The 24640-nt window shown below is 72.3% G+C and carries 20 protein-coding genes, 2 tRNA genes and 1 pseudogene; 11 read left to right on the top strand and 12 right to left on the bottom strand.

The genetic code is table 11. The features are described from left to right. Positions 1–111 precede the first annotated feature (111 nt). Positions 112–783, top strand: coding sequence for a BA14K family protein (locus H288_RS0108475; RefSeq protein WP_020092160.1), 672 nt, complete (start codon positions 112–114; stop codon positions 781–783). A 116-nt stretch (positions 784–899) separates the two neighbouring features. On the opposite strand, the gene H288_RS0108470 is transcribed toward H288_RS0108475, so the two are convergent. The 3 genes from H288_RS0108470 to H288_RS0108460 all read right to left on the bottom strand — a co-directional run bounded on the left by H288_RS0108470 (position 900) and on the right by H288_RS0108460 (position 1913). Beyond that, the gene (locus H288_RS0108470; RefSeq protein WP_020092159.1) at positions 900–1142 is read right to left on the bottom strand and encodes a hypothetical protein; all 243 of its coding nucleotides are present in this window, start codon (positions 1140–1142) and stop codon (positions 900–902) included. A gap of 126 nt (positions 1143–1268) precedes the next feature. Continuing rightward, positions 1269–1493 (bottom strand): hypothetical protein, encoded by a 225-nt coding sequence (locus H288_RS0108465; protein ID WP_234082735.1) that lies wholly within the window; start codon positions 1491–1493, stop codon positions 1269–1271. A 344-nt stretch (positions 1494–1837) separates the two neighbouring features. Further along, a tRNA-Asn gene (locus H288_RS0108460) sits at positions 1838–1913 on the bottom strand. Positions 1914–2181: 268 nt separating this feature from the next. On the opposite strand from H288_RS0108460, the gene H288_RS0108455 reads away from it, so the two are divergent. Both H288_RS0108455 and H288_RS0108450 read left to right on the top strand, forming a co-directional pair. Then, positions 2182–2418, top strand: a complete 237-nt coding sequence (locus tag H288_RS0108455; protein ID WP_020092157.1) for a hypothetical protein — start codon at positions 2182–2184, stop codon at positions 2416–2418. Between the two features lie 318 nt (positions 2419–2736). Then, positions 2737–4416 (top strand): HAMP domain-containing methyl-accepting chemotaxis protein, encoded by a 1680-nt coding sequence (locus H288_RS0108450; RefSeq protein ID WP_020092156.1) that lies wholly within the window; start codon positions 2737–2739, stop codon positions 4414–4416. Between the two features lie 48 nt (positions 4417–4464). Here H288_RS0108450 and H288_RS0108445 read toward each other — a convergent pair. The 3 genes from H288_RS0108445 to rocF form a co-directional block, all read right to left on the bottom strand. Next, positions 4465–4538 (bottom strand) — tRNA-Cys (locus H288_RS0108445). 117 nt (positions 4539–4655) lie between these two features. Beyond that, complete coding sequence (locus tag H288_RS0108440; RefSeq protein WP_020092155.1) at positions 4656–5516, bottom strand: urease accessory protein UreD; 861 nt, start codon at positions 5514–5516, stop codon at positions 4656–4658. Continuing rightward, positions 5516–6484 (bottom strand): arginase, encoded by a 969-nt coding sequence (rocF, locus tag H288_RS0108435; RefSeq protein WP_020092154.1) that lies wholly within the window; start codon positions 6482–6484, stop codon positions 5516–5518. The genes H288_RS0108440 and rocF overlap by 1 nt, the downstream gene beginning before the upstream one ends. Positions 6485–6899: 415 nt before the next feature. On the opposite strand from rocF, the gene H288_RS0108430 reads away from it, so the two are divergent. Further along, positions 6900–9056, top strand: coding sequence for a methyl-accepting chemotaxis protein (locus tag H288_RS0108430; protein WP_020092153.1), 2157 nt, complete (start codon positions 6900–6902; stop codon positions 9054–9056). Positions 9057–9080: 24 nt separating this feature from the next. On the opposite strand, the gene H288_RS0108425 is transcribed toward H288_RS0108430, so the two are convergent. Both H288_RS0108425 and H288_RS0108420 read right to left on the bottom strand, forming a co-directional pair. Next, complete coding sequence (locus tag H288_RS0108425) at positions 9081–10490, bottom strand: ATP-binding protein (RefSeq protein ID WP_020092152.1); 1410 nt, start codon at positions 10488–10490, stop codon at positions 9081–9083. Further along, positions 10487–11242, bottom strand: a complete 756-nt coding sequence (locus tag H288_RS0108420; RefSeq protein ID WP_020092151.1) for a response regulator — start codon at positions 11240–11242, stop codon at positions 10487–10489. Before H288_RS0108420 ends, H288_RS0108425 begins: the two co-directional genes overlap by 4 nt. A 124-nt stretch (positions 11243–11366) precedes the next feature. On the opposite strand from H288_RS0108420, the gene H288_RS0108415 reads away from it, so the two are divergent. From H288_RS0108415 to H288_RS0108395, 5 genes are all read left to right on the top strand, one after another. After that, complete coding sequence (locus H288_RS0108415) at positions 11367–12611, top strand: acyl-CoA dehydrogenase family protein (RefSeq protein ID WP_020092150.1); 1245 nt, start codon at positions 11367–11369, stop codon at positions 12609–12611. A 126-nt stretch (positions 12612–12737) separates the two neighbouring features. Then, entirely contained in the window at positions 12738–14603 is a 1866-nt protein-coding gene (locus H288_RS0108410) for a glycoside hydrolase family 15 protein (RefSeq protein ID WP_020092149.1), read from the top strand. Positions 14604–14733: 130 nt separating this feature from the next. After that, on the top strand, positions 14734–15750 hold the full coding sequence (locus H288_RS32210; protein WP_081636455.1) for an FAD-binding protein: 1017 nt from the start codon (positions 14734–14736) through the stop codon (positions 15748–15750). Further along, the gene (locus H288_RS0108400; RefSeq protein ID WP_042671677.1) at positions 15747–16529 is read left to right on the top strand and encodes an electron transfer flavoprotein subunit beta; all 783 of its coding nucleotides are present in this window, start codon (positions 15747–15749) and stop codon (positions 16527–16529) included. Before H288_RS32210 ends, H288_RS0108400 begins: the two co-directional genes overlap by 4 nt. A gap of 8 nt (positions 16530–16537) precedes the next feature. Beyond that, positions 16538–17050, top strand: a complete 513-nt coding sequence (locus H288_RS0108395; RefSeq protein WP_026604774.1) for a prolyl-tRNA synthetase associated domain-containing protein — start codon at positions 16538–16540, stop codon at positions 17048–17050. A 35-nt stretch (positions 17051–17085) separates the two neighbouring features. Here H288_RS0108395 and H288_RS0108390 read toward each other — a convergent pair whose 3' ends face one another. The 3 genes and pseudogenes from H288_RS0108390 to H288_RS32200 all read right to left on the bottom strand — a co-directional run. Beyond that, a complete protein-coding gene (locus H288_RS0108390) occupies positions 17086–18438 on the bottom strand; it encodes an L-serine ammonia-lyase (RefSeq protein ID WP_020092146.1) in 1353 nt (450 codons plus the stop codon). Further along, positions 18435–18920 (bottom strand): sarcosine oxidase subunit gamma family protein, encoded by a 486-nt coding sequence (locus tag H288_RS33870; protein WP_245274481.1) that lies wholly within the window; start codon positions 18918–18920, stop codon positions 18435–18437. The genes H288_RS0108390 and H288_RS33870 overlap by 4 nt, the downstream gene beginning before the upstream one ends. Then, positions 18899–19735, bottom strand: a pseudogene (locus tag H288_RS32200) (FAD-dependent oxidoreductase); the annotation flags it as partial. The gene H288_RS33870 and the pseudogene H288_RS32200, both read right to left, overlap by 22 nt. A 563-nt stretch (positions 19736–20298) precedes the next feature. Here H288_RS32200 and H288_RS0108380 point away from each other — a divergent pair. Further along, positions 20299–20811 carry a CYTH domain-containing protein gene (locus H288_RS0108380; RefSeq protein ID WP_026604773.1) on the top strand — a complete coding sequence of 171 codons (513 nt, stop codon included), beginning with the start codon at positions 20299–20301 and terminating at the stop codon, positions 20809–20811. Between the two features lie 14 nt (positions 20812–20825). Here H288_RS0108380 and H288_RS0108375 read toward each other — a convergent pair whose 3' ends face one another. Continuing rightward, on the bottom strand, positions 20826–21569 hold the full coding sequence (locus tag H288_RS0108375) for a dienelactone hydrolase family protein (RefSeq protein WP_020092142.1): 744 nt from the start codon (positions 21567–21569) through the stop codon (positions 20826–20828). A gap of 364 nt (positions 21570–21933) precedes the next feature. On the opposite strand from H288_RS0108375, the gene H288_RS0108370 reads away from it, so the two are divergent. Further along, positions 21934–24609, top strand: a complete 2676-nt coding sequence (locus H288_RS0108370) for an excinuclease ABC subunit UvrA (protein WP_020092141.1) — start codon at positions 21934–21936, stop codon at positions 24607–24609. Positions 24610–24640 lie beyond the last annotated feature (31 nt).

The raw sequence follows: 24640 nt of genomic DNA, 5'->3' as shown, positions 1-24640 counted from the left end.
AGCAGGGCGGCGCGCCGCTCTCCGATCTGTGGCGGGACAAAAGGAAGCGGGATTGGCCGTCTCGGGCGCGACGTTGATCAGAGTAGACGCAACACAGCCTGAGTGGCGACCATGAACACGACAGTCACAGCGATCGCGTCGGCAATCCTTGCCGGCGCTCTTCTCGGGGCGCCGACCGGAGCCCAGGCGCAGGCGGGCAGCTTCGCCAACCACGGCTTCGGCAACCACAATTTCGGAGCCGCGGCCGTCGGCGGCGGCGGCTTCAGCAGTCCCGGTGTCGGGGCTGGCGCCGCGGGCGGCGGCTTCGCCAACCGGGGCTTCGGCAATCACGCCTTCGGGCCGGCTGCCGGTGCCGGAGGGGGTAGCTTCGCCAATAACGGCTTCGGCAACCACAATTTCGGCCGACCGGCTGTCGGCGGCGGATTCGCCAATCCCGGGTTCGGGCACGGGCTCGGCGCCCACCGGGGCTACGGTCATCATCGCCATTACGGCTACAACCGCGGCTACTACGGCCGCCCCTATGGATACGGATACGGACGGGGCGGATACGGGCTCGGCCTCGGCGTCGCCGTGGGCGGTCTGTACGGCGGCTACGGTTATCCGGGATACGGCTACGACACCGGGTACTACGGCGGTTACGCGCCCGTCACGTACGGCTACGCCGACACCGAAACCTACCGCGTCGCGGACGACGACCGCTACTGCGCGCGCCGGTTCCGATCCTACGACCCGCAGAGCGGAACCTATCTCGGCCGGGATGGACGTCGCCACCGCTGCCGGTGAGCCGCGACCGTCCTGACGACGGCCGCATCCGGCTCGGACCATCCCCGCCGCGGCGTCGGCGGGGATGAAGGTGCCATCGTCACGACCGGCCAGGACGGCGCGGCGGATCGCCGGCGCTAGGCGTCCGCCTCGCTCGCGTCATCCCCGCCGGTCGCACCCCGTGCGGGCCCAGGCCGATACGCGTCGAGCGTCGCGTAGGCATCGGTGTCGGTGAGCCCGAGCCGTTCCATGTCGGTCAGGAAGGACAGGATGTCGGCGTCGACCGGCTCGCCGCTCTCCTTGCGCTCGATCAGGGTATTGACCAGCTCGAGGGCGCTGATCGACGGGGCGCTGGGTTCGTTCGCATCGGGGAAAGCCATGGCCGGTCTCTCGCAGGAGGGCTCCGGGAACTAGGTCACCGCGAGGCCATCGGCCACACGCGACAGTCGTCGCGATCGATCACAGTCGATGTCGCCGCGCGCTCCGACAGCGCCATGCCGCATCCGTCACATCGTCGGATGCGACGTCGGCGCGCTCTCGCGATACAGGGCCTCGTGCTGCCACGTGGGATGGTGCGCGTCCGGTCCGACGTGCTGGCCGACATACAGGGACGCGAGCAGGCCGAGCAGGAGGAACAGACCGATGGTCACCGCGTCCGGATGCCGGCGCGCGCTGTGGATGCCGAAGCACCCCAGCGTGAAGACGGCCGCCAGGGCCAGGGAACCGAGCATGCCGCCCGACATCGGGATCACCGCCGTGCCTGTCGTCGTGGCTCAGCGCGCCGCGCCACAACGGGGCGGGCGGCACGGGCGCACGACGTAGACGTTCGAGGGCGCGCGAAACATCCCGCCATCCGTCGGCGCCACCGCGCGCCGGATCCCGCGGGGGGTGTGGAGGATCGATCTGCGACGGCACCGGTCGGCAGAGGCGCCGGCACGCCCGCATCGCGCCAGTCGAACACGGCACGTCGCACGTATTGACGGATGCCGGAACGGCAACGCTGTTCCCGAACCTCAGAACCCGGGACGGGTGAGAGATCCGAAAACTCAGTTCGATCAAGATGTTGGTAAGTGGATGGCTCCCCGAGCAGGACTCGAACCTGCGACAAGGCGATTAACAGTCGCCTGCTCTACCAACTGAGCTATCGGGGATCACGAGGGGGTCTCTACACACCGGGATGGCGGGACGCAAGGGCCTCGATGCACGATCCGCGTCCAAACCGACGCGCTGCACCCCCCGACACAGCGCGTGGCGACTCCCGCGGAGGTCGGGAGGCCCGGAATGTGACTGATCGGCAACATCGTCGCCGAGGCCCGTCGCCGGCTCTGCCGGTCCGCGGCCGGTGGAAGTCATCCGTCTGTCGTCTCCCGCTCCTACGGGGACCGCCTGCCGGCGCGCCGGTGTGACGACCCTGCCGCTATGCCGACCCATCGCTGCCTCGACCCACAGGACCCCTACGCCGAACGCGAGGTGCGCGTCGCCTTCGAGTGGAGCGCCGACCATCTCCGCCTGATCGCGGCCCTGGACGAGCACGAGGCCGATATCCTCCCCGACCTCGTGGAGGCCCAGCGCGACGATCTCCGTCGCGAGATCGTGGCCGCCCTACCGCTTCCGGAGCCGTGCATCCCAGGTCGGACCGAGATCCGCCTGCCGTGATCGCCGACCCGTGTCCCGCGCGGTCGGGCGCGCGGCGATCCAGCTTCGTCCGGGCGAAACAGTCCTCCTGCCTGCCGGCGCATCTGCCGACAGCGCTCGCGAGACTGAACTGACAATCCGGCACCGGCCGAGATCCACGAATTCTTCCTCCGATGAGCCCCTGGATGCTGAGGTTGAGCCGGGCTGCGCGATGGCAAAAATCTCGGAGCTTCGGAGTATAAGATAAATGTTTTTGCCGGCTATATTTACCTGTTCAAAAAGATTTGCTTCGATATAGCTGCGGTCACACGAATCTCCGGCCAGAAGCGGCTCGTCGCCATGCGCATCTCACTCGGCCTGAAGCTCTCCGCGGTTATCGGGCTGCTGGCCCTGGTGGCGATCGGCATCGCTGCCTTCGCGGTTCGACAATCGAACTGGGAGCAGGAGCGGGCGGCCGCCACCGACCGGATCTGGAACGCCGGCCTTCAGGCGGGCGCCCTGGGGCAGGCGATCGAGCACGCGGTCGTGCAGGCCACGGCCCTCTACACCGCGGAAGACACGACGGAGGCGCGCACACGGTTGTCGGCGCTCCACGACGCCCTCGCCACCGTGGAGCAGGTGCGGGTGCCCTTCCTCGAGGCCATGGAGGATCAACTCCCCGCCGACCGTCGGCGGCGGTTCGACCTCTTCGTCAAGGAATTCGTCGCCTACCAGACCGATACGGCCGAACTCGGCCTCACGGTCTCGCCCAGGGCCGCGCTGATCCAGGCGACCGACGAGGCGACCGTGAAGAACCGCGAGCGCATGGTGGCCGAGATCGGCATTCTCGGACGGGAGGTGCTGAACCGCCTGAACGCCCGTCGCGCCGCGGACGCGGCCGACCGCCGTCGGGCGCGGATCACCCTGGTGGCCGTGCCGGCCGCGGCGCTGGCGTTCGGCCTCCTCGCGGCGATCTGGATCATCGTGAGCCAAGTGCGGCGGCCGCTGCATCGGCTCAAAGAGGGGATGACGGCGCTCGCCGCCAACAATCTCGGCCGCGCGATCCCGTTCACGCACCGCCGCGACGAGATCGGCGAGATGGCCGCCGCCATCGCGGCGTTCCAGACGGCGATGATCGAGAAGCGCGACCTCGACGCCGAGGCGCAGGCGCGGCGCGACCGCGACCGCAGCCGGGCGGAGGCCCTGGCCGCGGCCACGCGCACCTTCGAGGCCGAGACGCACCGCGCCGTCACCGATCTCGCCGACTCGGCCGAGGCGATGCAGGCGGCGGCCGACACGCTCTCGGGCAACGCGGGCGCGATGGCGGCCGAGTCGGCCGTCGTCGCCGGAGCGTCGCAGCAGAGCGCGGGCCTCGTCGACAGCATCGCCAGCGCGGCCGAGGAGCTCTCGGCCTCGGCGCGGGAGATCGAGGCGCGGGTCCGTCACACCAGCGCGATCGCCACCTCGGCCCTCTCCGACACGCAGGGGCTCAAGGAGACGGTGATGAGCCTCTCGCAGGCGGCCGAGGAGATCGGCGCCGTGGTCACTCTGATCCGCGAGGTGGCCGAGCAGACGAACCTCCTCGCGCTCAACGCCACGATCGAGGCGGCCCGCGCGGGCGCCGCGGGGCGGGGATTCGCGGTGGTCGCCGCGGAGGTGAAGGCGCTGGCCGGCCAGACGGCGCTCGCCACCGACCGCATCACCGGGCAGGTCGGGGCGATCCAGGGGGCCGCCGGGCGCACGGTCGGCGCCATCGGCACGATCGGCGAGACCATCGCCCGGATGAGCCTGATCGCCTCCGAGGTCGCGGACGCCACCGACCAGCAGGGGCAGGCCAGCCAGGAGATCGCGCGGGCGATCTTCGGCGCGGCCGCGGAGGCCCGACAGGTCTCCGAGAGCGTAGCGGGCGTTCAGGCCGCGGCCGCGTCCAACGAGGCGCAGGCCGGGCAGGTGCGCGGCAGCGCCGCCCGGGTCAATGCCGGGACCCACAGCCTGCAGCGGGCGATCGAGACCTTCATGGTGGAGGTCCACGGCGCCTGACGGGCGCGCACCGGCCCGTCACGGCCGGCACAATCTGTCTGGGAAGGATGGAGGCCTCGCCCGGAATCGAACCGGGGTGCAAGGATTTGCAGTCCTCTGCGTAACCACTCCGCCACGAGGCCTTCCCGAACGGCGCTGCCGTCCCGTCCGGAGCTTGGCGGACAGCTCCGGGTGCGCGTCTCTAGCAGAGGTCGGCGGTCGCAGGCAACGGCCCCGAGGCCCGGATCGCGCGGACCGCGTCAGCTCTGCCAGACCCGCGGCATCGGCAGGCCGCGGTAGCCCGCGAGGAAGCGGGCGACGAGCCCGCGCAGGGGCCCGACCGCGTCGCCCAGCGCGCGGACCGCCAGATGGCCGTTCCAGGCGCTCGCCGCCGCCGTCGTCCCGGGCGACGCGGCCTCGGCCAGCCGGGTCCGCGCCTCCTCGAGGCGCGCCTCCGCCCCGGCGGAGAGGTCGAGGATCGTCGCGCAGGCGCGGGCGCCGCCGCCGATGGCCGGGCGAGCGAGGTGGTCGCTGATCGGCCCCTCCAGCAGGAGGTCGTCGGCGTAGGCGAGGCGCCCGACCCGGCGGATCCGCCAGGAATCCGCGAACAGCCCGTCGCCGATCCGCTCGCCCCGGGCGGCGCGGCCGAACGCCACGACCTCCACGGCGAGCAGCGCGGCCCCCTCGGCGAGATCGGCCACGAAGCGCCGCCGCACCCGGGCCCGATCGAACAGGATCGTCTCCTGCGGCAACCAGGCGAGGCCGGCCCCCTCCCCCAGATTCAGCGTGTTGACGATGCGGCTCACGGGGCCGTCAGAGCGATAGATCTTCTCGGCCGCCGTCGTGGTCAGAACCAGCTCGGCCCCCGGTTCGAGCGTGAGGTCGATGGCGAAGGTGTCGCCGCAGGCGACGCCGCCCGCCGTGTTGACGAGGACCGCCTCCGGCGCGCCGGTGCCCCGGGGGAAGCGCAGCCGCGACGGCCCGGCTTCTGCCAGATCCAGGATGCGCGTCCCGCCGCCCGGACGGGCCAGTCCGACACGCAGCTGGACGCGCCCGTCCGAGCGCTGGCGCGCGGGCGCGGTCATCTCGGGCGCGGATGAGGGCGCGAGAGTGCCGTGCATCAGGCGCGCCCGGCCGGCTCTGCCGGAACGGCCTCGATCGGCAGGGTCGGCCGGTCGAGGATGCGCCGGCCGAACAGGCTGGCCACCAGCTCGACCAGCACCCGGGCGCTGCGGCCGCGCTCGTCGAGGAAGGGGTTGAGCTCCACCACGTCGAGGGAGCGGACCAGACCGGAATCGTGGAGCATCTCCATGATCAGATGGGCCTCCCGGAAGGTGGCGCCGCCCGGAACGGTGGTGCCCACGGCCGGGGCGATCGACGGATCGAGGAAGTCGATGTCGAGGCTGACATGGAGATGCGCGCCCCGCGCGGCGACGCGGTCGAGCACCTGCCGCAGGGGCGCCACGACGCCGAACTCGTCGATCGTGCGCATGTCGGTGACGCCGACCCGGCGCGCCGTCACGAGGGCGCGCTCGCCGGCATCGATCGACCGGAGGCCGAACAGGTGGACGTCGGCGGGCGGCAGGGGCGCCGGCGCCGGCTCGGCGAAGAGCGGCGGGAAGCCCGGCTCGCCGCACAGGGCGGCGAGCGGCATGCCGTGGACGTTGCCGGAGGGCGAGGTCGCCGGCGTGTTGAAGTCGGCGTGGGCGTCGAGCCAGAGGACGAAGACGGGCTGGCCGCGCCGCGCGCAGTGCCGCATCACCCCGTCGACGGAGCCCAGGGACAGGCTGTGATCGCCGCCGGCGGTCAGCGGCAGCGCCCCCGCGTCGAGGGCGTCCTCCACGGCGCGGGACAGGGCCCGCGTCCAGGCGGCGACACCGTCCAGCCCGCGCGTCCCGGCGGGTCCGTCCGGGGCGACGTCGCCGCGATCCGCGATCGCGTGGCCGAGTTCGGCGAGCGCCCGCACCAGCCCGGCCGTGCGCAGGGCCGCCGGGCCCATGAGGGCGCCGGCCTCGCTGGTCCCGACCTCGATCGGGGCCCCGATCAGCGCGATGCTGCGCGCCCGGTCCGGCTGGTCTTCGCCGCTCATCCCACCTCCATCGCCGTCACGAAGCGACCGTTCTCCGCGGCCGCTCTACCACCCGGACTCATAACCGGCCGATGACGCCGACCGCGAGACGGGATCGGTCAGCAAGATCCGTGACGGTGTGTCCGGGGCGGCCGCGGGAGGACGGGCTGCCCGAAACGGGCTGGCCGAAACTTCGCCGGATGCCGCGCATCCCTCAACGCCGCGCGGGCGTCCGTGACGACCCGCGCGGCGAAATCTTGCCGGAACGGGCTCTCGACCATTCACAACTTGGAATCATGGTGCCTAGACTGTTCTTTAAGTTGTATGTTCCGCGTGTGCTCAAGTTTTGAGCGGTGTATCGGTGTTTACGAGATTTTTATAAGGATTGGGCGATTGGTTCACGTCAAACCAATCTTCCAAAGAGTACAGGGGCATCATGATCTCGCTATCGCGGCTGAGCACGCGCCTTCCCGCGACGACCGTCGGCCTGGCGCTCCTGAGCGCCACCGCCATGGGCGGATTCAGCTGGTACTCGGCGCGGGCGGGTCTGATGACCGCCGCCCACGAGCGCCTCGAACTCGCCGCGGCGGCGCGCCGGGACGCGATCGAGCTGGTGGCGGATCGGGCGCAGGCCGACTTCCTGGCGGTGGCGGCCCACCCGCAGATCGTCTCGAACTTCCCCGACCTGCTCGAGAACCTCGACCCGGCGAAGCCCGACACCGAGAGCGTCATCGCGGCGTTCCGCGCGCCGCAGACCGCCGAGGCGCGGGTCGCCCTCGACGGCAGCGGCATGTCGTCGATGTATGCCCGCCGGCACGTCAAGGTTCAGGAGGTGGCGCGCAAGCTCGTCGCCCAGCCGGGCTACGCCGACCTGATGTTCATCGATGACAACGGCCGGATCGACTACACCACGACGAAGGGCGCCGATTTCGGCAAAGCGGTCACGGAGGACGGCTTGGCGGGGACGGCGCTCGCGCGCCTCGTCGAACGCCTGAAATCCGCCGACCCGGGCGCGGTCCTGTACGAGGATTTCGCCGCCTACCCGGTGGACGGGGTCCCGGCCGCCTTCCTCGGCCGCGCCATGACCAAGCGTGCCAACGTCGCCATGGGCACCGCGCAGGCCGCCGAGCGGATCGGCTTCATCGTCATGCGGGTCACGCCGGCCCTGTTCGACCAGACGCTGTCGAAGCGGACCGGTCTCGGCGACACGGGCCAGATCCTGGCGGTCGGCGCGGACGGCCTGCTGCGCAGCAACCCGCCGTTGAACCCCGGCGTGCGTGCCGGCGCGGGCCTCGCCGGGATCGGCCTCGCCGCCGACCGGGTCAAGGCCGGCGGTCCCGTCGACTTCGCGGCGGAGAACGGCACCCACATGGCGGCCGCCTCGCCGGTGACCGTCCTGGGCGCGCCCTGGACGGTGGTGGCGGAGCAGACCCAGGCCGAGGCGATCGACGCGGTCCAGGCCCTGTCGCGCACGCTGATCCTGACCGGCCTGTTCGTGCTCGCCGGAACGGCGCTGCTCGGCCTGCTGCTCGCCCGGTCGATCGTGGCGCCGCTCGGTGCCCTCACCCGCGCCCTCAAGGCCCTCGCCGATCGCCAGGCGCTGACCGACGTGCCGGGCAGCGCGCGGCGGGACGAGATCGGCGACATCGCCCGCGCCGTGGTCACGATCCGCGACATGTCGCTGGAGGAGGCCGCCCAGCAGCTCCAGACCACCGAGGCCGCGCGCCTGCGCGAGGAGCAGAGCCGGCGCGCCATGCTCAAGCAGCTGGCCGACGGCTTCGAGCACTCGGTCGGCGGCATCGTCGAGGGCCTGACCGGCGCCGTCACGGAGCTTCAGGGCGCCTCGGACACGATGCGCGCCGCGGTCTCCAGCACCTCCGAGCGCTCGACCAGCGTCGCCGGGGCTGCGCAGCAGACCTCCGACAACGTCAACACCGTGGCGGCCGCGGCCGAGGAACTCGGCGCGACCGTCCAGGAGATCGGCCGGCAGGTCGAGCAGGCCGCCGGCATGTCCGCCACCGCCGTCGGCGAGGCCCGCCGGGCCGAGCAGACCATGACCGACCTCGCCGCCGCCGCGACGCGCATCGGCGACGTGGTCGGCATGGTCTCGACCATCGCCGGGCAGACGAACCTGCTGGCGCTCAACGCCACGATCGAGGCCGCCCGCGCCGGCGAGGCGGGCCGCGGCTTCGCGGTGGTCGCCGCCGAGGTCAAGGAACTCGCCGCGCAGACCACCCGCGCCACCGAGGAGATCAGCCGTCAGGTCGCCTCGATCCAGACGGTCACGGGCGACGCGGCCGGGGCGATCCAGGGCATCACCGCCCAGATCGAGGCGATGAACCAGGTGTCGACCAGCATCGCCGCCGCGGTGGACCAGCAGGGCGTCACCACGCAGGACATCGTGCGCAGCATGGGGCAGGCGTCGGCCGGCACCGGCACGATGACCCTGGAGATCGCCGAGGTCGCGCGGGTCGCTGGCGATGCCGGCGAGGCCGCGGACTCGGTCGCGCAGGCGTCCGACTCGCTGGCGACGCGCTCGGAGCAGCTCCGCGCCGAGGTGGCGCAGTTCCTCCGCAACGTGCGGGCGGCGTAGAAGCGGACGGGACTCGAGGCGGCCTCAGGCCGCCTCGGCCGGGAGCGGCGCGGGCTTCTGCGCCGCGCGCCCCGCGAAGGCCTGGGCGGCCAGGGGCAGCTCGATCGCCGCGCAGAGCCCGCCCTCGGGGCGGTTCTCCAGCCGCAGGCGCCCGTTATGGGCCTCGACGATGGCCTGCACGATCGAGAGGCCGAGGCCGAAGCCGCTGGCCTCGTTGAGATTGCGCGCCCGGTCGCCGCGCACGAAGGGCTGGAGCATCGCCTCGCGCTCCGCCTCCGGGATCCCCGGGCCGTTGTCCAGGATGCAGACCCGGACGCCGCGCTCGGAGGCCTCCATCTGCACGTCGGCCCGGCCGCCGTACTTCACGGCGTTGTCCACGAGGTTCGTCACCGCCCGCTGGAGTTCCTCGGGCCGGCCCTGGACCAGGACGTGCCGGCTGCGGCTGACGCTGACCGGGGCGCCGAAATCCGAGAAGTCGTCGCAGACCGTCTGCACCACCGAGGCGAGATCCACGAGGCTGTGGCTGTTCGCGTCGCGGATCTGGCCGTCGCGCACGAAGGAGAGCGCCGCCTCGACGAGGCCGTTCATCTGGTCGAGGTCGCGCAGGGTCGAGGCCCGGGCGTTCTCGTCCTCGATGAACTCGGCGCGCAGGCGCAGCCGGGTGATCGGCGTGCGCAGGTCGTGGCTGATCGCCGCCAGCATCTGCGTCCGGTCGTCGATCAGGCGACGGACGCGCGACCGCATCCGGTCCAGCGCCCGGGACACGGCGAGCACCTCGCGCGGCCCCGCCTCCGGCAGCGCCACGTGGTCGTCGCGGGCGCCGAAGGCTTCCGCCGCGCCGGCGAGCCGCTTCAGCGGCGCCGTGAGGGCGCGCGTGGCCCAGACGCAGAGCAGCGCCAGCGTCAGCGCCAGGAACACCACGGTGAAGATCAGCGCCCCCTGGCGGGGTCCCCGCAGAGGATCGTTCGGCAGCGTCGCCTGGACCCGCACACCCGCCGGCGTGACGATGCCGATATGGAGGCGGCCGTCCGACTTGTCGCGCGCCGGGTCGGCCGCGGCGAGATCGGTGATCGTCACCGGCCGGCCGGCGCCGTAGCGCAGCTTGCGGATCACCGGCAGGTCGGGGGCCGGCTTCGCCCCCGGCGGCACCGTCCCGTCCCAGGGCTCGACTTGGATCAGCGGCAGGCTGCGGCCGCTCGCCAGCAGCGCCGGTCGCGCCGCCGGGTCGGCGGCGTCCATGAGTCTCACCAGAACGCCGAGGCGGCTCGCGGCCACGCCCGGCAGCGTGTCGGGATTCTGCGACTCGTGCAGCATCAGGAACGCCGCGGTGGCGACCACGTGCGCCACGGCGATGCCGGCGACCACGAGGAGCGCGATCTGGCCCGCGATGGTCTTCGGACGCAGCCGCGCGCGGAGCCGCTCCAGCCCGCTCATGACCGCGTGACCTCCGGCGTGAACAGGTAGCCCCCGGAGCGGATCGTGCGGATGAATTCCGGGTTGCGGGTGTCGCGCTCGATCTTCTGGCGGATCCGGGAGATCAGCACGTCGATGCTCCGCTCGAACGGGCCCGCGGCCCGGCCCTGGGTGAGGTCGAGGAGCTGGTCCCGCGACAGCACCCGCCCCGGCCGGAGGCACAGGGCGTGGAGGAGGTCGAACTCCGCGCCGGTGATCGAGATCCGCGCACCCTCTGGCGACAGGACCTGCCGCAGGGAGACGTCGAGGGTCCAGCCTGAGAAGTGCAGCCGCCGCCGCTCGTCGGCGTCCGGCGCCTCGGCGGCGACCCGGCGCAGGATGGCGCGGATGCGGGCGAGCAGCTCCCGCGGGTTGAACGGCTTGGCGAGGTAGTCGTCGGCGCCGAGTTCGAGGCCGAGGATCCGGTCCACGTCCTCGGATTTCGCGGTCAGGATCAGGATCGGGATCTGCGAGGTGCCGCGCAGGCGCCTGCACAGGCTCAACCCGTCCTCGCCGGGAAGCATCAGGTCGAGCACGATGAGGTCGATCCGCGCTTCCGCCAGGACCCGGTCCATGTCGGCGCCGTCGCCAGCCAGCGTGACGCGGCAATCGTTGCCGCGCAGGTAGCGCGCGATCAGCGCCGAGATCTCCCGATCGTCCTCGACGACGAGGATGTGGGGTGTTGCGGGTGCGCTCATCGCGAAGGAGTCGGTCTGCGGTTCGGCCTGCATCATCAAGCTATTATGACCCCGTCCGCCGATTAATCGAAGATGGGGCACGGAACCATTTTGTAAGCGCGTGTTTCCCGCACGGACCTGAACTGAGTTGCCACACGGCGTCACATCACAGGGGGGAACGATGACCGGAACCGAGGATCGGAAGGACCTGATCGCGCCGAAGCCGCCGGAACTCGCCTCGCCCTGGCGCACCGAGGCGCGGGCGGCGCTGCAGGACGAGGCCCGGGCCTTCGCCCGCGACACCGTCCTGCCGCTCGCCGACGAGCTCGACCGTCACAAGGCCGAGATGCCGCGGTCGCTCATCGACGCCATGGCCGAGAAGGGCTGGTTCGGGATCACGATCCCGGCGGAGCACGGCGGCCTCGGGCTCGGCGTGTTCGAGTACTGCCTCGTCTCGGAGGAGTTGGCCCGGGCCTGGCTCTCGGTGGGCAGCATCCTGGCCCGCGGTCAGGGCCTCGGCACCCAGACCCTCGACCCGGAGCGCCGGGCGGAGCTGATCCGGCGCTCGGCCCGGGGGCAGTGGATCGGCTCGATCTCGCTGTCGGAACCCGATGCCGGGTCCGACCTCGCCGGCGTGCAGACCCGCGCGGTGCGCGACGGCGACCGGTGGCGGATCACCGGGACCAAGCGCTGGGCGGGATTCGCCAAGGGCGCCGACTTCATCGAGGTTCTGGCCCGGACCCGCGACCCGGAGCCGGGCGAGTCGCGCTCGGCCGGCCTCGAGCCGTTCCTCGTGCTCAAGGAGCGCGACAGCTTCCCGCCCGGCGTGACCGGCCGGGTGATCGACAAGATCGGCTATCACGGCTTCCAGACCTTCGAGCTGAGCCTGGAGGACGTGTGCGTGCCCGAGAGCGACCGGCTCACCGGGCTCTACGGCGACCAGGGGGCGGACGCGGATTCCGGAGGGTTCGCCGCCGTCCAGCGCGGCCTCAACATCGCCCGGGTGCACACGGCGGCCCGGGCCGTCGGCGTCGCACGCGCGGCGGTCGAGGATTGCCAGAGCTACCTGCAGGAGCGCGTCCAGTTCGGACACCCGATCGGCGACTTCCAGGCGCTGCGCTTCGCGCTGGCCGACATGGCCGCCGAGGTCGCGCAGGCGCGGGCCTTCTGGCATCAGGTCGCCCACCTCCTCGACCAGGGCGAGGCCGCCGAGAGCGAGTCGGCGATGGTGAAGCTCTTGGCCACCGAGATGGCGGTTCGGGTCACCAACCAAGCGATGCAGCTCCACGGCGGCAACGGCTACACCACCGAGCGCCGGGTCGAGCGCTACTGGCGCGACGCGCGGCTGACGACGATCTTCGAGGGCACGAGCGAGATCCAGCGGCGGATCATCAGCGACCGCATGCTGCCGCGGCCCGGGGCCTGACCGACCGGGAGCGATCGCGCGCGGCCGTGCGGCGAATCGTCGATCGGGACTCCCCGCCCGGCGCCGCCCGGCTACCTCAGGACTCTGTCCTGCCCGGCGGACCGGGTGCCGCCATCCGGAAGCCCCGTGTCGAAGCCCATCAGCGATTACGCCCTCATCGGTGACACCCATTCCTGCGCGCTGATCGCCCGGGACGGCTCCATCGACTGGCTGTGCTGGCCGCGCCACGATTCGCCGGCGCTGTTCGTGAAGCTCCTCGACGACGAGAAGGGCGGATCGTGCAGCCTCGCCCTCGACGGCCCGACCGGGAGCGCGCGCCGCTACCTGCCCGACACCAACATCCTGGAGACGACCTTCACCACGGAGACCGGCCGGGCGCGCCTCGTCGACCTGATGCCCGTCAACCCGCCGAGCCCGGAGCCCGACGAGGGGCCGGACGGCGAGAGCGAGAGCCGCCTGATCCGGCTGCTGACCTGCGAGCAGGGCCGGGTCTCGGGCGTGTTCCGGATCCGCCCGACCTTCGACTACGCCCGCCGCCCCTGCACCCCGCTGGTCGAGGGCGGGTCGGTCCTGTTCGAGGCCGGTGACTGGCGCGTGCGGGTCAACGCGCACGCGTGCCCGACCCTCGCGGGCGACGCGGCCGAGGTCCGCTTCGACCTCGCGGAGGGCGAGACCGCCTACCTCGTCCTGACCCACGGCGAGGATCAGGACGAGGCCTGCATCGAGGATTTCGCCGGCGCCCAAAGGCGGCTGGAGTCGACCGCCGATTACTGGCGCCGCTGGTGCGCCCGGAGCACCTATCGCGGCGCCTACCGGGACGCGGTGATGCGGTCCGCCCTGTGCCTGAAGCTGCTGACCTACTCACCCTCGGGCGGGATCGTCGCGGCGGCCACGGCCGGCCTGCCCGAGGCGGTCCCGGGCAACCGCAACTACGATTACCGCTTCACCTGGATGCGGGACGCCGCCTTCACGGTCACCGCCTTCGTGATGCTGGGCTACGTCCGCGAGGCGTCCGAGTTCCTGCGCTTCCTGCGCGAGCGCGACGGCACCTTCGGGCGGGAGACGCGGCTCATGTACGGCATCGCCGGCGACATGCCGCCGGAGGAGGCCTTGAGCCACCTCGCCGGCTGGAACGGCGTGGGGCCGGTGATGATCGGCAACATCGCCGAGTGCCAGGACCAGCACGACATCTACGGCGAGCTGATCCGGGCGCTGTGCGTCTTCCTCGAGGCGGTCGATTACGACCCGCCCGAGAAGGTCAACGATCGGCTGCCGGAGGTGCTGGACAACCTCACCGCCCGGGCCATCCGCCACCGCCACGACGCGGATAACGGCATCTGGGAGCTGCGCACCGGGCCGCGCCAGCAGGTCCACACCAAGGCGATGATCTGGGTCGCGCTGCGGGACGCGGCCCGGATCGCCCGCAACATCGCGGGCGTGCCCGAGGCGAGGATCGCCGAGTGGGAGCGGATCGCCGCCGAGATCCGGTCGGAATACCTGGAGAAGGGCTGGAACGCCGAGAAGCGGGCCTATGTCGGCGCCTACGATTCGCACCACCTCGACGCCGCGGTCCTGCGCGTCGCCCTGTTCGGGGCTCTCGACCCTCGGGAGCCGCGCATGCGCGAGACCCTGGCGGCGGTCGAGCGCGAACTGAGCGTCGGCGACCTGATCTACCGCTACCGCATGGAGGACGGGCTGGAGGGCGACGAGGGCACGTTCACGGCTTGCGCGTTCTGGCGGGTCGGCTGCCTCGCCCTCGACGGGCGGACCAGCGAGGCCAGGGCCGCATTCGAGCGCCTGATCGCCCGGTGCAACGATGTCGGGCTGCTCGCCGAGGAGATCGACCCGGCCACCGGGGCACAGCGCGGGAACACGCCGCAGGGCTTCTCCCACATGGCCCTGATCAACGCCGCGCTGCGGCTGGAGGACAGCATCGCGCGCTTCGGCGTGGACGACGGGGCGGAGACCGTCACGCGGTCGGCCGCCGAGTAGCGGCGCCCCGGCCCCCGGCGCGGGCCGGTCCACGCCACGTCGCCGTTGACCAAGCGAGTGTCGCTGGCGTGGCAGCGGGCGGCCGGTCCGGCGACGATAGTTTCGGGGCCTGAATGGCTCCGGAGGTCCCATGCTCGACGTGACGCCGACCCCTCTGCAGCGTCTCTGGTGCGAGCGCCGTCGCGGCTACAGCCTGCCGGCCGAGTTCTACCTGAGCCCCGAAGTCTTCAAGGCCGACATGGCGGTCATCTTCGGCCGCCACTGGATCTACGTCGGCGTCGAGCCCGACGTGCCGGAGGCCGGCGACGTCATGGTCGTCGACATCGGCAAGACCTCGGTGGCGATCGTCCGGGACGACGACGGCGCCGTGCGGGCCTTCCACGATAGCGCCTACGATCCCGCCGGCCGGGCCGCCCAGATCGCCGCGGCCCTGACGGCGCTCGATCCGCGGCACGTCCTGTTCCCAGAATCCATCGACGGCGGCGACCTGGCCCGAAGGGTCGCGGTCCGGCTCGGCGCGCCGCTGTTCACCCAGGCCGAGGTTGTCTCCGCCTCCGGGCTGATCCGCCCGGCGCGCGGCCGCAGCGTTGAGCAGAGGGCCGCGCCGGGTCTCCTCGCCACCGTCGCCTCCGACGCGGTGGCCGAGTATGCCGGCCCGCCCCGGGAAGCGCGGCCGCTGGCGGTCGCGATGGCGGGGCTCGCGCCCGCCCGGACGGCGGTCCTCTCGGTGCGGCACGTCCCGGCCGATCCGGCCACGGTGCCGCTCGCGCTCGCCGCGTTCGTCACCGCCGCGGGGAACGGGGTGACCGACCTCGACGCGTTCCGGCAGCTCGTCGCGGCGCTCCGCGCAACCCCGGGCGCGAGCCGGGTCCTGTGCGATTTCGGGCAGATGCCGCGCCGAACCCAGGTCGGCGCCTCCAGCACCATCCTGGCGGCGACCTGCTACCTCGCCCTCGGTATCTCGGGCGCGCCGCAGCACCTGCAGGGTGTCGCGGGCTGCGAGCACGTCGTGGCAGTCAACACCGACCTGCACGCGGCGATGATCGAGCGGGCGGGCCTCGCCATCGTGCAGGACGCGCAGCCGGTCATGCCCGCCCTGCTGCGGCTCCTGGCCGAGGAAGCCGCGTGCCCGGTGGGCAGCCCCTGACCAGCGTCGTGCTCCTCTCCGCGGGACGGCATCCGGTCTCGGGCGCGACGGCCCTGCCGCGGCTGGAGGCCCAGGCGATCCGTCTCGCGACGGGCCTCGGCGAGGCCGTGGGCCTCCATGCCGGGCCGGCCGCGGCCGCCGTCGCGGACGCGCTGGGCCACGGCCTGTCCCGGATCGTCCACGTCCGCGTGCCGGCGGGGGCAGATCCGGTGCCGGCCCTCTCCGCCCGCCTCGCGGGGATGGCGCCCGGCCTGATCCTCGCGGGCCGGCGCGGCCAGGGGGGCGACGAGACCGGGATGGTTCCCTACGCGGTCGCGGAGGCCCTCGACGGCCTCCTGATCCCCGACGTCGTCGCCCTCGCGGCCGGCGACGCGGGCGCATTGTCCCTCGACCAGACCCTCGGCCGCGGCGCGCGCCGCCGCGTGACCCTGCGCGGCCCGGTCCTGGCCACGATCCATCCCGACGCGCCCGCGCCGCTCCCCTTCGCCTACGGGCAGGCGCGGCGCGGCGTGATCGAGACCGTCGCGGGCGACCCGGCCGCGGCCGCCGCCCCCGTCCCGGTCTTCGAGGAACGCCCCTATCGCCGCCGGCCGAAACTCGTGAAAGGTGCGCCGTCCGGCGGCTCGGCGGCGGAGCGGCTGAGGGCTGCGACCGGCGAGGCGGCGTCCGTCGGCGGGCGCCTGCTCGTGCGGCCCGAGCCCGACGCGGCCGCGCGCGAGATCCTGGCTCACCTGCGCCGGATCGGCGTCCTCGCGCCGCCGGCCTCCGAACCGCGATGAGGAACCCGATGCCTTTGAACTCCGACGATCTCCTGGCCCGGCTGCGCGCGCTCGGGGTCGCCTACAAGCTCTACGAGCACGCGCCGGTCCTGACCGTCGAGGCGATGATGGCGGCCTGCGGCGACATCGTCGGCGCGCACACCAAGAACCTGTTCCTGCGCGACGGCAAGAAGACGCACTTCCTCGTCACGCTCCGTCACGACGCCCAGGTGGACCTGAAGGCGTTCCGGGCCGTCCTCGGCGCGCGGGGCGGCCTGTCCTTCGCCAGTGCCGAGGCGCTCGGCGCGCAGCTCGGCGTCGCGAGCGGCGCGGTGTCGCCGCTCGCCGCCCTCAACGCCGCGCCGGGCAGCGTGCGGATCTTCGTCCAGGACAGCCTGCTCGCGGAGGCGCGGATCAACGTCCATCCCCTGGTGAGCACGCGCACCCTCAACCTCGCGCCCGACGACCTGCTGGCCGCGCTCCGCGCGGAGGGTCACGCGCCGGAGCCGTTCGCGCTGCCGGGGGCGTCGCAGGCGGCCTGACACGGTCCCCTGCGAGGCCGCGCGGGACGTCGCGCTCAGCAGGCGGCCACGTTGACCGCGAGGCCGCCGAGGGAGGTTTCCTTGTACTTGGCCTGCATATCGTGGCCGGTCTGGCGCATCGTCTCGATGACCTGATCGAGGCTGACGAAATGCACCCCGTCGCCGTGGAGGGCGAGGGATGCGGCCGCCACCGCCTTGTTGGCACCGAAGGCGTTGCGCTCGATGCAGGGGATCTGGACGAGCCCCCCGATCGGGTCGCAGGTCATGCCCAGATGGTGCTCCATGGCGATCTCGGCGGCGTTGGCGACCTGCCGCGCGTCGCCCCCGAGGACGGACGCGAGCCCGGCCGCCGCCATGGCGGCCGCGGAGCCGACCTCGCCCTGGCAGCCGACCTCGGCGCCCGAGATCGAGGCCCGGCGCTTGATCAGGCCGCCGATCGCCGCGGCGGCGAGGAGGTAGTCGCGGCCGCGCGCCTCACTCCAGCCGGGATAGAAGTCGACGATGTAGCGCAGCACCGCCGGCACGATCCCGGCCGCGCCGTTGGTCGGCGCCGTGACGATCCGGCCGCCGGACGCGTTCTCCTCGTTCACCGCCAGGGCGAACAGGCTGATCCAGTCCATGATCTCGTGGGCCGGCCGGCTGTTCGTGAGGCGGTTCGCCTCGAGGGTCTCGTGCAGGCGCTTCGCGCGCCGCCGGACCCTGAGGCCGCCGGGCAGCTCGCCGTCCATGCGCAGGCCACGACTGATGCAGGCCAGCATGGCGTCGCGGACGGCGTCGAGCCCGGCCTCGATCTCCGCCTCGGTGCGCAGGGCGCGCTCGTTGGCCATCTGGACCTGCGGGATGGTGAGGCCGGTCTCGGCGCAGATCCGCAGCAGGTCGGCACCGCTCTCGAACGGGTGGGGCACCGCGACGGCGCCGAGGCCGCCGGTCTCCCCCGCCCCCTCCTCCTCGACGAAGCCGCCGCCGACCGAGTAGCAGACCACCTCGTCCAGCACGGCGCCGTCGGCGTTCAGGGCGCGGAAGCGCATGCCGTTGGTGTGGCGGGGCAGGACCTCGGCGAAGTTGAAGACAAGGTCCTTCGTCGTGTCGAAGGCGACGCCCGGCAGGCCGATGGCGCCGGTCTCGGCCAGGGTTCGCGTGTAGCCCGTCACGGCGTCCGGATCGACGGTCGCGGGCTCGTGGCCGAGCAGGCCGAGGAAGATCGCCAGGTCGGTGCCGTGGCCGCGCCCGGTCCAGGCGAGGGAGCCGAAGATCTCCGCGGACACCCGCGCGACGCCGGCCCGGCCGGAGACGCGGTCGCGGAAGCGGCGCGCGGCCACCATGGGCCCGATCGTGTGGGAACTCGACGGGCCGATCCCGATCTTGAACAGATCGAAGGCGCTGATCATCGCGCGGCGGCTCTCTCCAGCGGGCCGGCCCCGAAGGCGGCTTCCTGCAGCAAGCCATACACGCAGGTCGCGAAGGACCGCCAGCACTCAACCCGGTATGTCGGGACCGGGCCGGGGCGACGGATCAGCACGATCTCGGCCTTGCCGAGGAGCGTGCGGGTGGCGCTGCCCTCCGGGAAGGCGGCGTCGCCGAGGTCGAGGGGGCAGCCGGCGTTGAGGGCGATCGCGGCCGCGTCCCCGCGGACGTCGATCCCGACATTGCGGTGCGACACGTCCACGAGGGCGTGCGTCCGGCCGGCGAGGTCGGTGCTCACGGCGGCGGCCAGGATGTCGGCATCGGTCTCGGGCGCGTCGATCAGCCACTCGTCGGGACCGAGGCGGGCGATCCACCGAGTCTCGTCGCCCGACAGGGTGTTGATCGGGCGGTCGAGGGGGAAAACTGGCCGCCGACGAGCGGGGACCGCGCCGGCTCGGTCCCGCAATCGGCCTCGAGACGCAGGTCGACCACGGTCACGTCGGCCCCGGCCCGCTTGGCGTCGAGGGCCGCCACGTAGGCCGAGGCGCCGGCGGTCGCGAACACGACGCGCCGTCCCGGCAGGACGCCGTAGCGGTTGATGAAGACCCGCACGCTCTCGGCGAGCAGGATGCCCGGACGGTCGTTGTCGGCGAAGACCAGCGGCCGCTCGTGCGAGCCGCCGGCGAGCGCGACCTCGCCGGAGTGCACCTGCCAGAGCCGCTCGCGCGGCGTCTGCGCGGACCCGGCGGGCAGGTGGTCGGTGATCCGCTCGGCCAGCGCGAGGTGGTTGTGGTTGCAGTAGCCGAAGTTCGTCGTGCGCGGCAGCAGGATGACGTTCTCCCGCCCGTCGAGGTCGGCGAGGGCGGTCTTCAGCCACTCCGCGGCCGGGCGGCCGTCGATCTCGGAGGTCACGTCGTGCAGAAGGCTGCCGCCGGGCTCCGCGCCCTCATCGGCGAGGATGACCCGCTTGCCGGTCCTCGCCGCCGCCAGCGCGGCCGCGAGGCCGGCCGGCCCGGCGCCGACGATCAGGACGTCGCAGTGGGAGTGGCGGTTGGCGTAGCGCTCCGGATCGGCCTCGGTCGGCGCCTTGCCGAGACCGGCCGCGCCGCGGATGAACGGCTCGTAGACCTCGTCCCAGAATTTCCGGGGCCACATGAAGGTCTTGTAGTATAACCCCGCGACGAAGACTGGCAAGAGCAGGTCGTTCACCGCGCCGACATCGTAGCGCTGGAACGGCCAGTGGTTCTGACACTGGGTCCTGAGGCTCTCGCGCAGCTCCAGCCGAAGATCTAGCTCGCGCCCGCTAAGGTAATACGACCCATGTGGTTACGAACTCTGCGATCTATTGCACTTTCCATTCGTCATTTGTTGCCCTGAGCCGAGAGAGCCTTTTATCAATGACAATGAAAAGCTACCGGCGGGCCCCTCACGGGCTTGCCTTCCTGCGACGCTTTCCGGCGGGAAGACGACGCGTCCGGAATTTTACCGTCATGAATTCACAATGCACTGCAGCATTGGTACCGATTTAGACAGCGATGAGAACATATTGTGCAGGAACGCTCGCGTTCCTTTGCAGGCGCATCGTTCGCGGCGCCGCCGCTTGTTCTTCACGCTCCCACGATCATCGACTCGGTCACGCCGACGGCACGGTTCGCGCCCGGGCACGACGTCGCCGGATCGACGGCGATCCGAGAGGCTGACGATCGTTCTGCCGCAACGGTGAGCGGCACATCTGCGTCGAGGCCGAGTCCCGTTCCCGTGCGTCCGCACCGGATGATCCAGTACGCCTGACTCGGCGGCCCCGATGGGCTACGAGGCGTCCGGCCGAAGCAATGGACGCGTGGATGCGGTTAGAGATCGAGCGGAAGTTTCTCGTGGCAGGCGCGGGCTGGCGCGACGCGGCCACATCCATTCGGCACCTGAAGGACGGCTTGGTCGGTCATTTCGCGCGCGGGAAGGTCCGGGTGCGGCTCGACGGCGAGCGTGCCTGGCTAACGGTCAAGGGCGCCCGCGAAGGCATCGCCCGCGCGGAGTTCGAGTACGAGATCCCGCATGCCGACGGCGCCGCCATGGTCGATCAGGTGTGCACCGGCAACGTGATCGAAAAGATCCGCTACTGCGTGCCGCACGACGGGCTGACCTGGGAGGTCGACGTCTTCCAGGGTTCGCTGGCCGGGATGGTCCTGGCCGAGGTCGAGCTCGCGCGGGCCGATCAGTCCTTCAGCAAGCCCGCTTGGCTCGGCGAGGAGGTGACCGGCGACCTGCGGTTCCGCCAGTCCACCCTGCTCCACCTCTGCCGCGAGGCCGGCCGGCCGATCACGATGGACGACGTGCTGCGGCTGCCGGTGGCCGCTTAGCGACGCAGCCGCGCTCAGCCCGTGCTGCGCAGGGTGCGGTCGAACAGGGCGCTCATCGCCGCCCAGCCGCGCTCCGCGCCTACGCGATCGTGGACGGGGAAATCCGGCATCATCCAGCCGTGCGCGGCGGGATAGGTCTCCGCTGCATACCGGACACCGGCTCGCGACAGCGCCGTCTCCAGCCGCTCGGCCATCGCGGACGGGTAGCTTCCGTCGTTCTCGGCTGCCGCGATATACACCTCGGCCCTCAGCGCGGGTGCCAGACGATGCGGGCTCGCGGGTTCCTCGGTCGCGAGATTGCCGCCGTGGAAGCTGGCGACGGCGGCGAACCGGTCCGGATACGTGCCGGCCGCCGTGATGGCCATGCGGCCGCCCATGCAGAAGCCCACCGCCCCGACCGCGCGCCCCGCGACGTCGTCGCGCGTGTCGAGATAGGCGAGGAGCGCCGCTGTATCGGTCGCGGCCTTGAGATTGTCCGTCGTCGCCATCAGCGGGCCGAGGATCGCTCGGAAATCGCCTTTGAACACGTCCGCGGGGACGAAGGGGCCATAGGGCCCGTAGCGGTAGAAGAGGTCCGGTAACAGAACGAGATAGCCGCCGGTCGCGAGCCGCCGCGCCATGTCGACGAGGGCCGGTCGGATACCGCCGGCATCCATGTACAGGATCACGGCCGGCCAGGGCCCCGCGCCGTCCGGCGCGACGACGTGCGTCCCGCATACGCCGTCCTCGGTCCGGATCGCGACGTGCTCGTTGACCATGCTCGGTTCCTCGACGGGGCGCCCACACGTTCTGCGCCCGCCTTCGGAAAATCGCCAGGCCGTCGACCGCACCCCACGTCTCGGGCCGCCGGTCGCCATGAGCGAGGAGAAGGCCCGTGACCTGATCCGGTCCGGTGGTGCTGCGGCGACGGTCCTCGCCTGCGACCGAGCTATCCCGGTCGCTCCGCCGCGAAGCCAGCGGTCTGACGCGTTCCCGGCGCGGTCCGGTTTCGGTTTGTGGGCCGGACGGTATACGGGTCGCCACGGCGGCCCGCGCGGTGACGGCCCCGTCGCCCGCGCCGGTCTCCGGTCTCCCGATTTCACGATCCGCCGGGGGCGCCGGCCTCCTCCGAGAAGGCTGCTCATGGACCAAGCGAAACCCCGGCGCGACACGACGATCGCGCGGGCGGGTGCGGGGCGGACGGGCTACGTCACGGTCCGGGGCGCGCGGGAGCACAACCTGCGCGACATCGACGTGGAGATGCCGCGCGACGCGCTCGTTGTGTTCACGGGCGTCTCCGGATCCGGCAAGTCCTCGCTGGCCTTCGGCACCCTCTACGCGGAGGCGCAGCGCCGCTACTTCGAATCGGTCGCGCCCTACGCGCGGCGGATGATCGACCAGGTCGGCGTCCCCGACGTCGACGCGATCGAGGGCCTCCCGCCCGCTGTCGCGCTCCAGCAGCAGCGCGGCACGCCGAGCGCGCGCTCGTCGGTCGGCAGCGTCACGACCCTGTCGAGCCTCGTGCGCCTGATGTACTCGCGCGCCGGCACCTACCCGCCCGGCCAGCCGATGCTCTACGCCGAGGATTTCTCGCCCAACACGCCGCAGGGCGCCTGCCCGTCCTGCGGCGGCCTCGGGCGGGTCTACCAGGCGACGGAAGCCTCGATGGTGCCGGACCCGTCCCTTACGATCCGCGAGCGGGCCGTCGCGGCCTGGCCGCAGGCCTGGGGCGGCCAGAACCTGCGGGACATCCTTGTCAGCCGGGGCGTCGACGTCGACACGCCCTGGAAAGCGCTGCCCCGGAGGCTCCGGGACTGGATCCTTTTCACGGACGAGCAGCCGCAGGAGCCGGTCTATGCCGGCCTCACCCCGGAGCAGACGCAGCTCGCCCGCCGCCGCGGCCTGGAGCCGAGTTACATGGGCACCTTCACCAGCGTCCGCCGCCACGTGCTCGGCACCTTCACCAACTCGCAGAGCGCGCTGATGCGCCGCCGCGCCGCGCGCTACCTCGTGAGCGAGGATTGCCCGGCCTGCCACGGCAAGCGGCTGAAGCCCGAGGCGCTTTCGGTCACGTTCGCCGGGCTGGATATCGGCGCGCTCTCGCGCATGCCGCTCTCGGCGCTCGCCGAGGCCCTGAGGCCGGCGGCCGAGGACCGGCAGCCCGAGGCCGACGCCGCACCCGCCACCCTCGACCGCGCGGTGGGCCGGAAGGACCGCGCCGAGCGTGCCGCGTCCGGTGGCTCGGCCCATGCGGGCGCGCCGGACGTGCGCGTCACGCCGAACCTGTCGATCGAGAAGCGCCTCGCCGCCCAGCGCCTGGCCTCGGACCTCATCGCGCGCATCGGGACGCTCGCGGATCTGGGCCTGGGCTACCTCTCGCTGGACCGTGTCACCACGACCCTGTCGTCGGGTGAGCTGCAGCGCCTCCGCATCGCGACCCAGCTGCGCTCGCAGCTGTTCGGCGTCGTCTACGTGCTCGACGAGCCCACGGCCGGTCTGCACGCCGCCGACGGGGATGCCATGCACGACGCGCTGGCCGGGCTGCTCGCCGCGGGCAATTCGCTCTTCGTCGTCGAGCACGACATCGGCACCATGCGCCGCGCCGACTGGCTGGTCGACGTCGGGCCGGAAGCGGGCGAGAACGGCGGCACGATCCTCTATAGCGGGCCGCCGGAGGGCCTGCGTGACGTCGCGGCGTCCCGGACGCGGCTCTACCTGTTCGGGCTGGTGGAGGCGCCCCCGCGGCCGTCGCGGGAGCCCGCGGGGTGGCTGCGCCTCGAAGGCATCGTTCGCAACAACCTGAAGGGCGTCTCGGTCCCCTTCCCGATCGGGTGTCTCACCACCGTGACCGGCGTCTCGGGCTCCGGGAAGTCGAGCTTGGTCAGTCAGGCCCTGCTCGAGCTGGTCGGCGAGCGTCTCGGCCGGCCGGTGAAGACCGAGGACGAGCCGGACGATCCCCTGGACGAGGTGCCGGGCCCGTCGGAGGGCCGCATCGCCGGCGGCATGGACGGGATCGGGCGCCTGGTGCAGGTCGACCAGAAGCCCATCGGGCGCACGCCGCGCTCGAACCTCGCCACCTACACGGGCCTGTTCGACGCCGTCCGCAAGCTGTTCGCCGCGACCCCGGAGGCTCGGCGGCGCAGCTACGATGCGGGCCGCTTCTCCTTCAATGTGGCCAAGGGGCGCTGCCCGGCCTGCGAGGGCGAGGGCTTCGTCAGCGTCGAGTTGCTCTTCATGCCGAGCGTCTACGCCCCCTGCCCGACCTGCCACGGCACGCGCTACGCGCCGGAGACGCTGGCGGTGACGTGGAACGGGCTGAGCATCGCGGACGTGCTCGCGCTGACCGTCGACCGGGCCTGCGCGGCCTTCGCGGACGAGCCGTCCGTGCTGCGGCCGCTCACCGTGCTGCGCGATCTCGGCCTCGGCTACCTGCGGCTCGGCCAGCCGGCGACCGAACTCTCCGGTGGAGAGGCCCAGCGCATCAAGCTCGCCACCGAGCTGCAGCGCGGGCAGCGCGGCGGCACGCTCTACGTCCTCGACGAGCCGACGACCGGCCTGCACCCGACCGACGTCGACCGCCTCATGGTCCAGCTCAACGGTCTGGTCGACGCGGGCAACACCGTCGTCATGGTCGAGCACGACATGCGCGTCGTCGCCCGGGCCGACCACGTGATCGACATGGGCCCCGGCGGCGGCGACCAGGGCGGCACCGTCGTGGCCGCCGGCCGGCCCGAGATCGTCGCCGCGGCCGCGGCCGGCCGCACGGCGCCCTATCTGCGCGAGGAATTCGCGACGGTCCGCACGCGGCCGCCGGGCTGAGGTCACCCACCGCGGCCGGCACAGGGCTGGG

Origin of the sequence: Methylobacterium sp. 285MFTsu5.1 (genome assembly GCF_000383455.1) — a bacterium.
In the GTDB taxonomy this organism is placed as follows: Bacteria; Pseudomonadota; Alphaproteobacteria; order Rhizobiales; family Beijerinckiaceae; genus Methylobacterium.
Note: the sequence above shows the minus strand (reverse complement) of the source record. Positions and strands in the feature narration are given on the sequence as shown.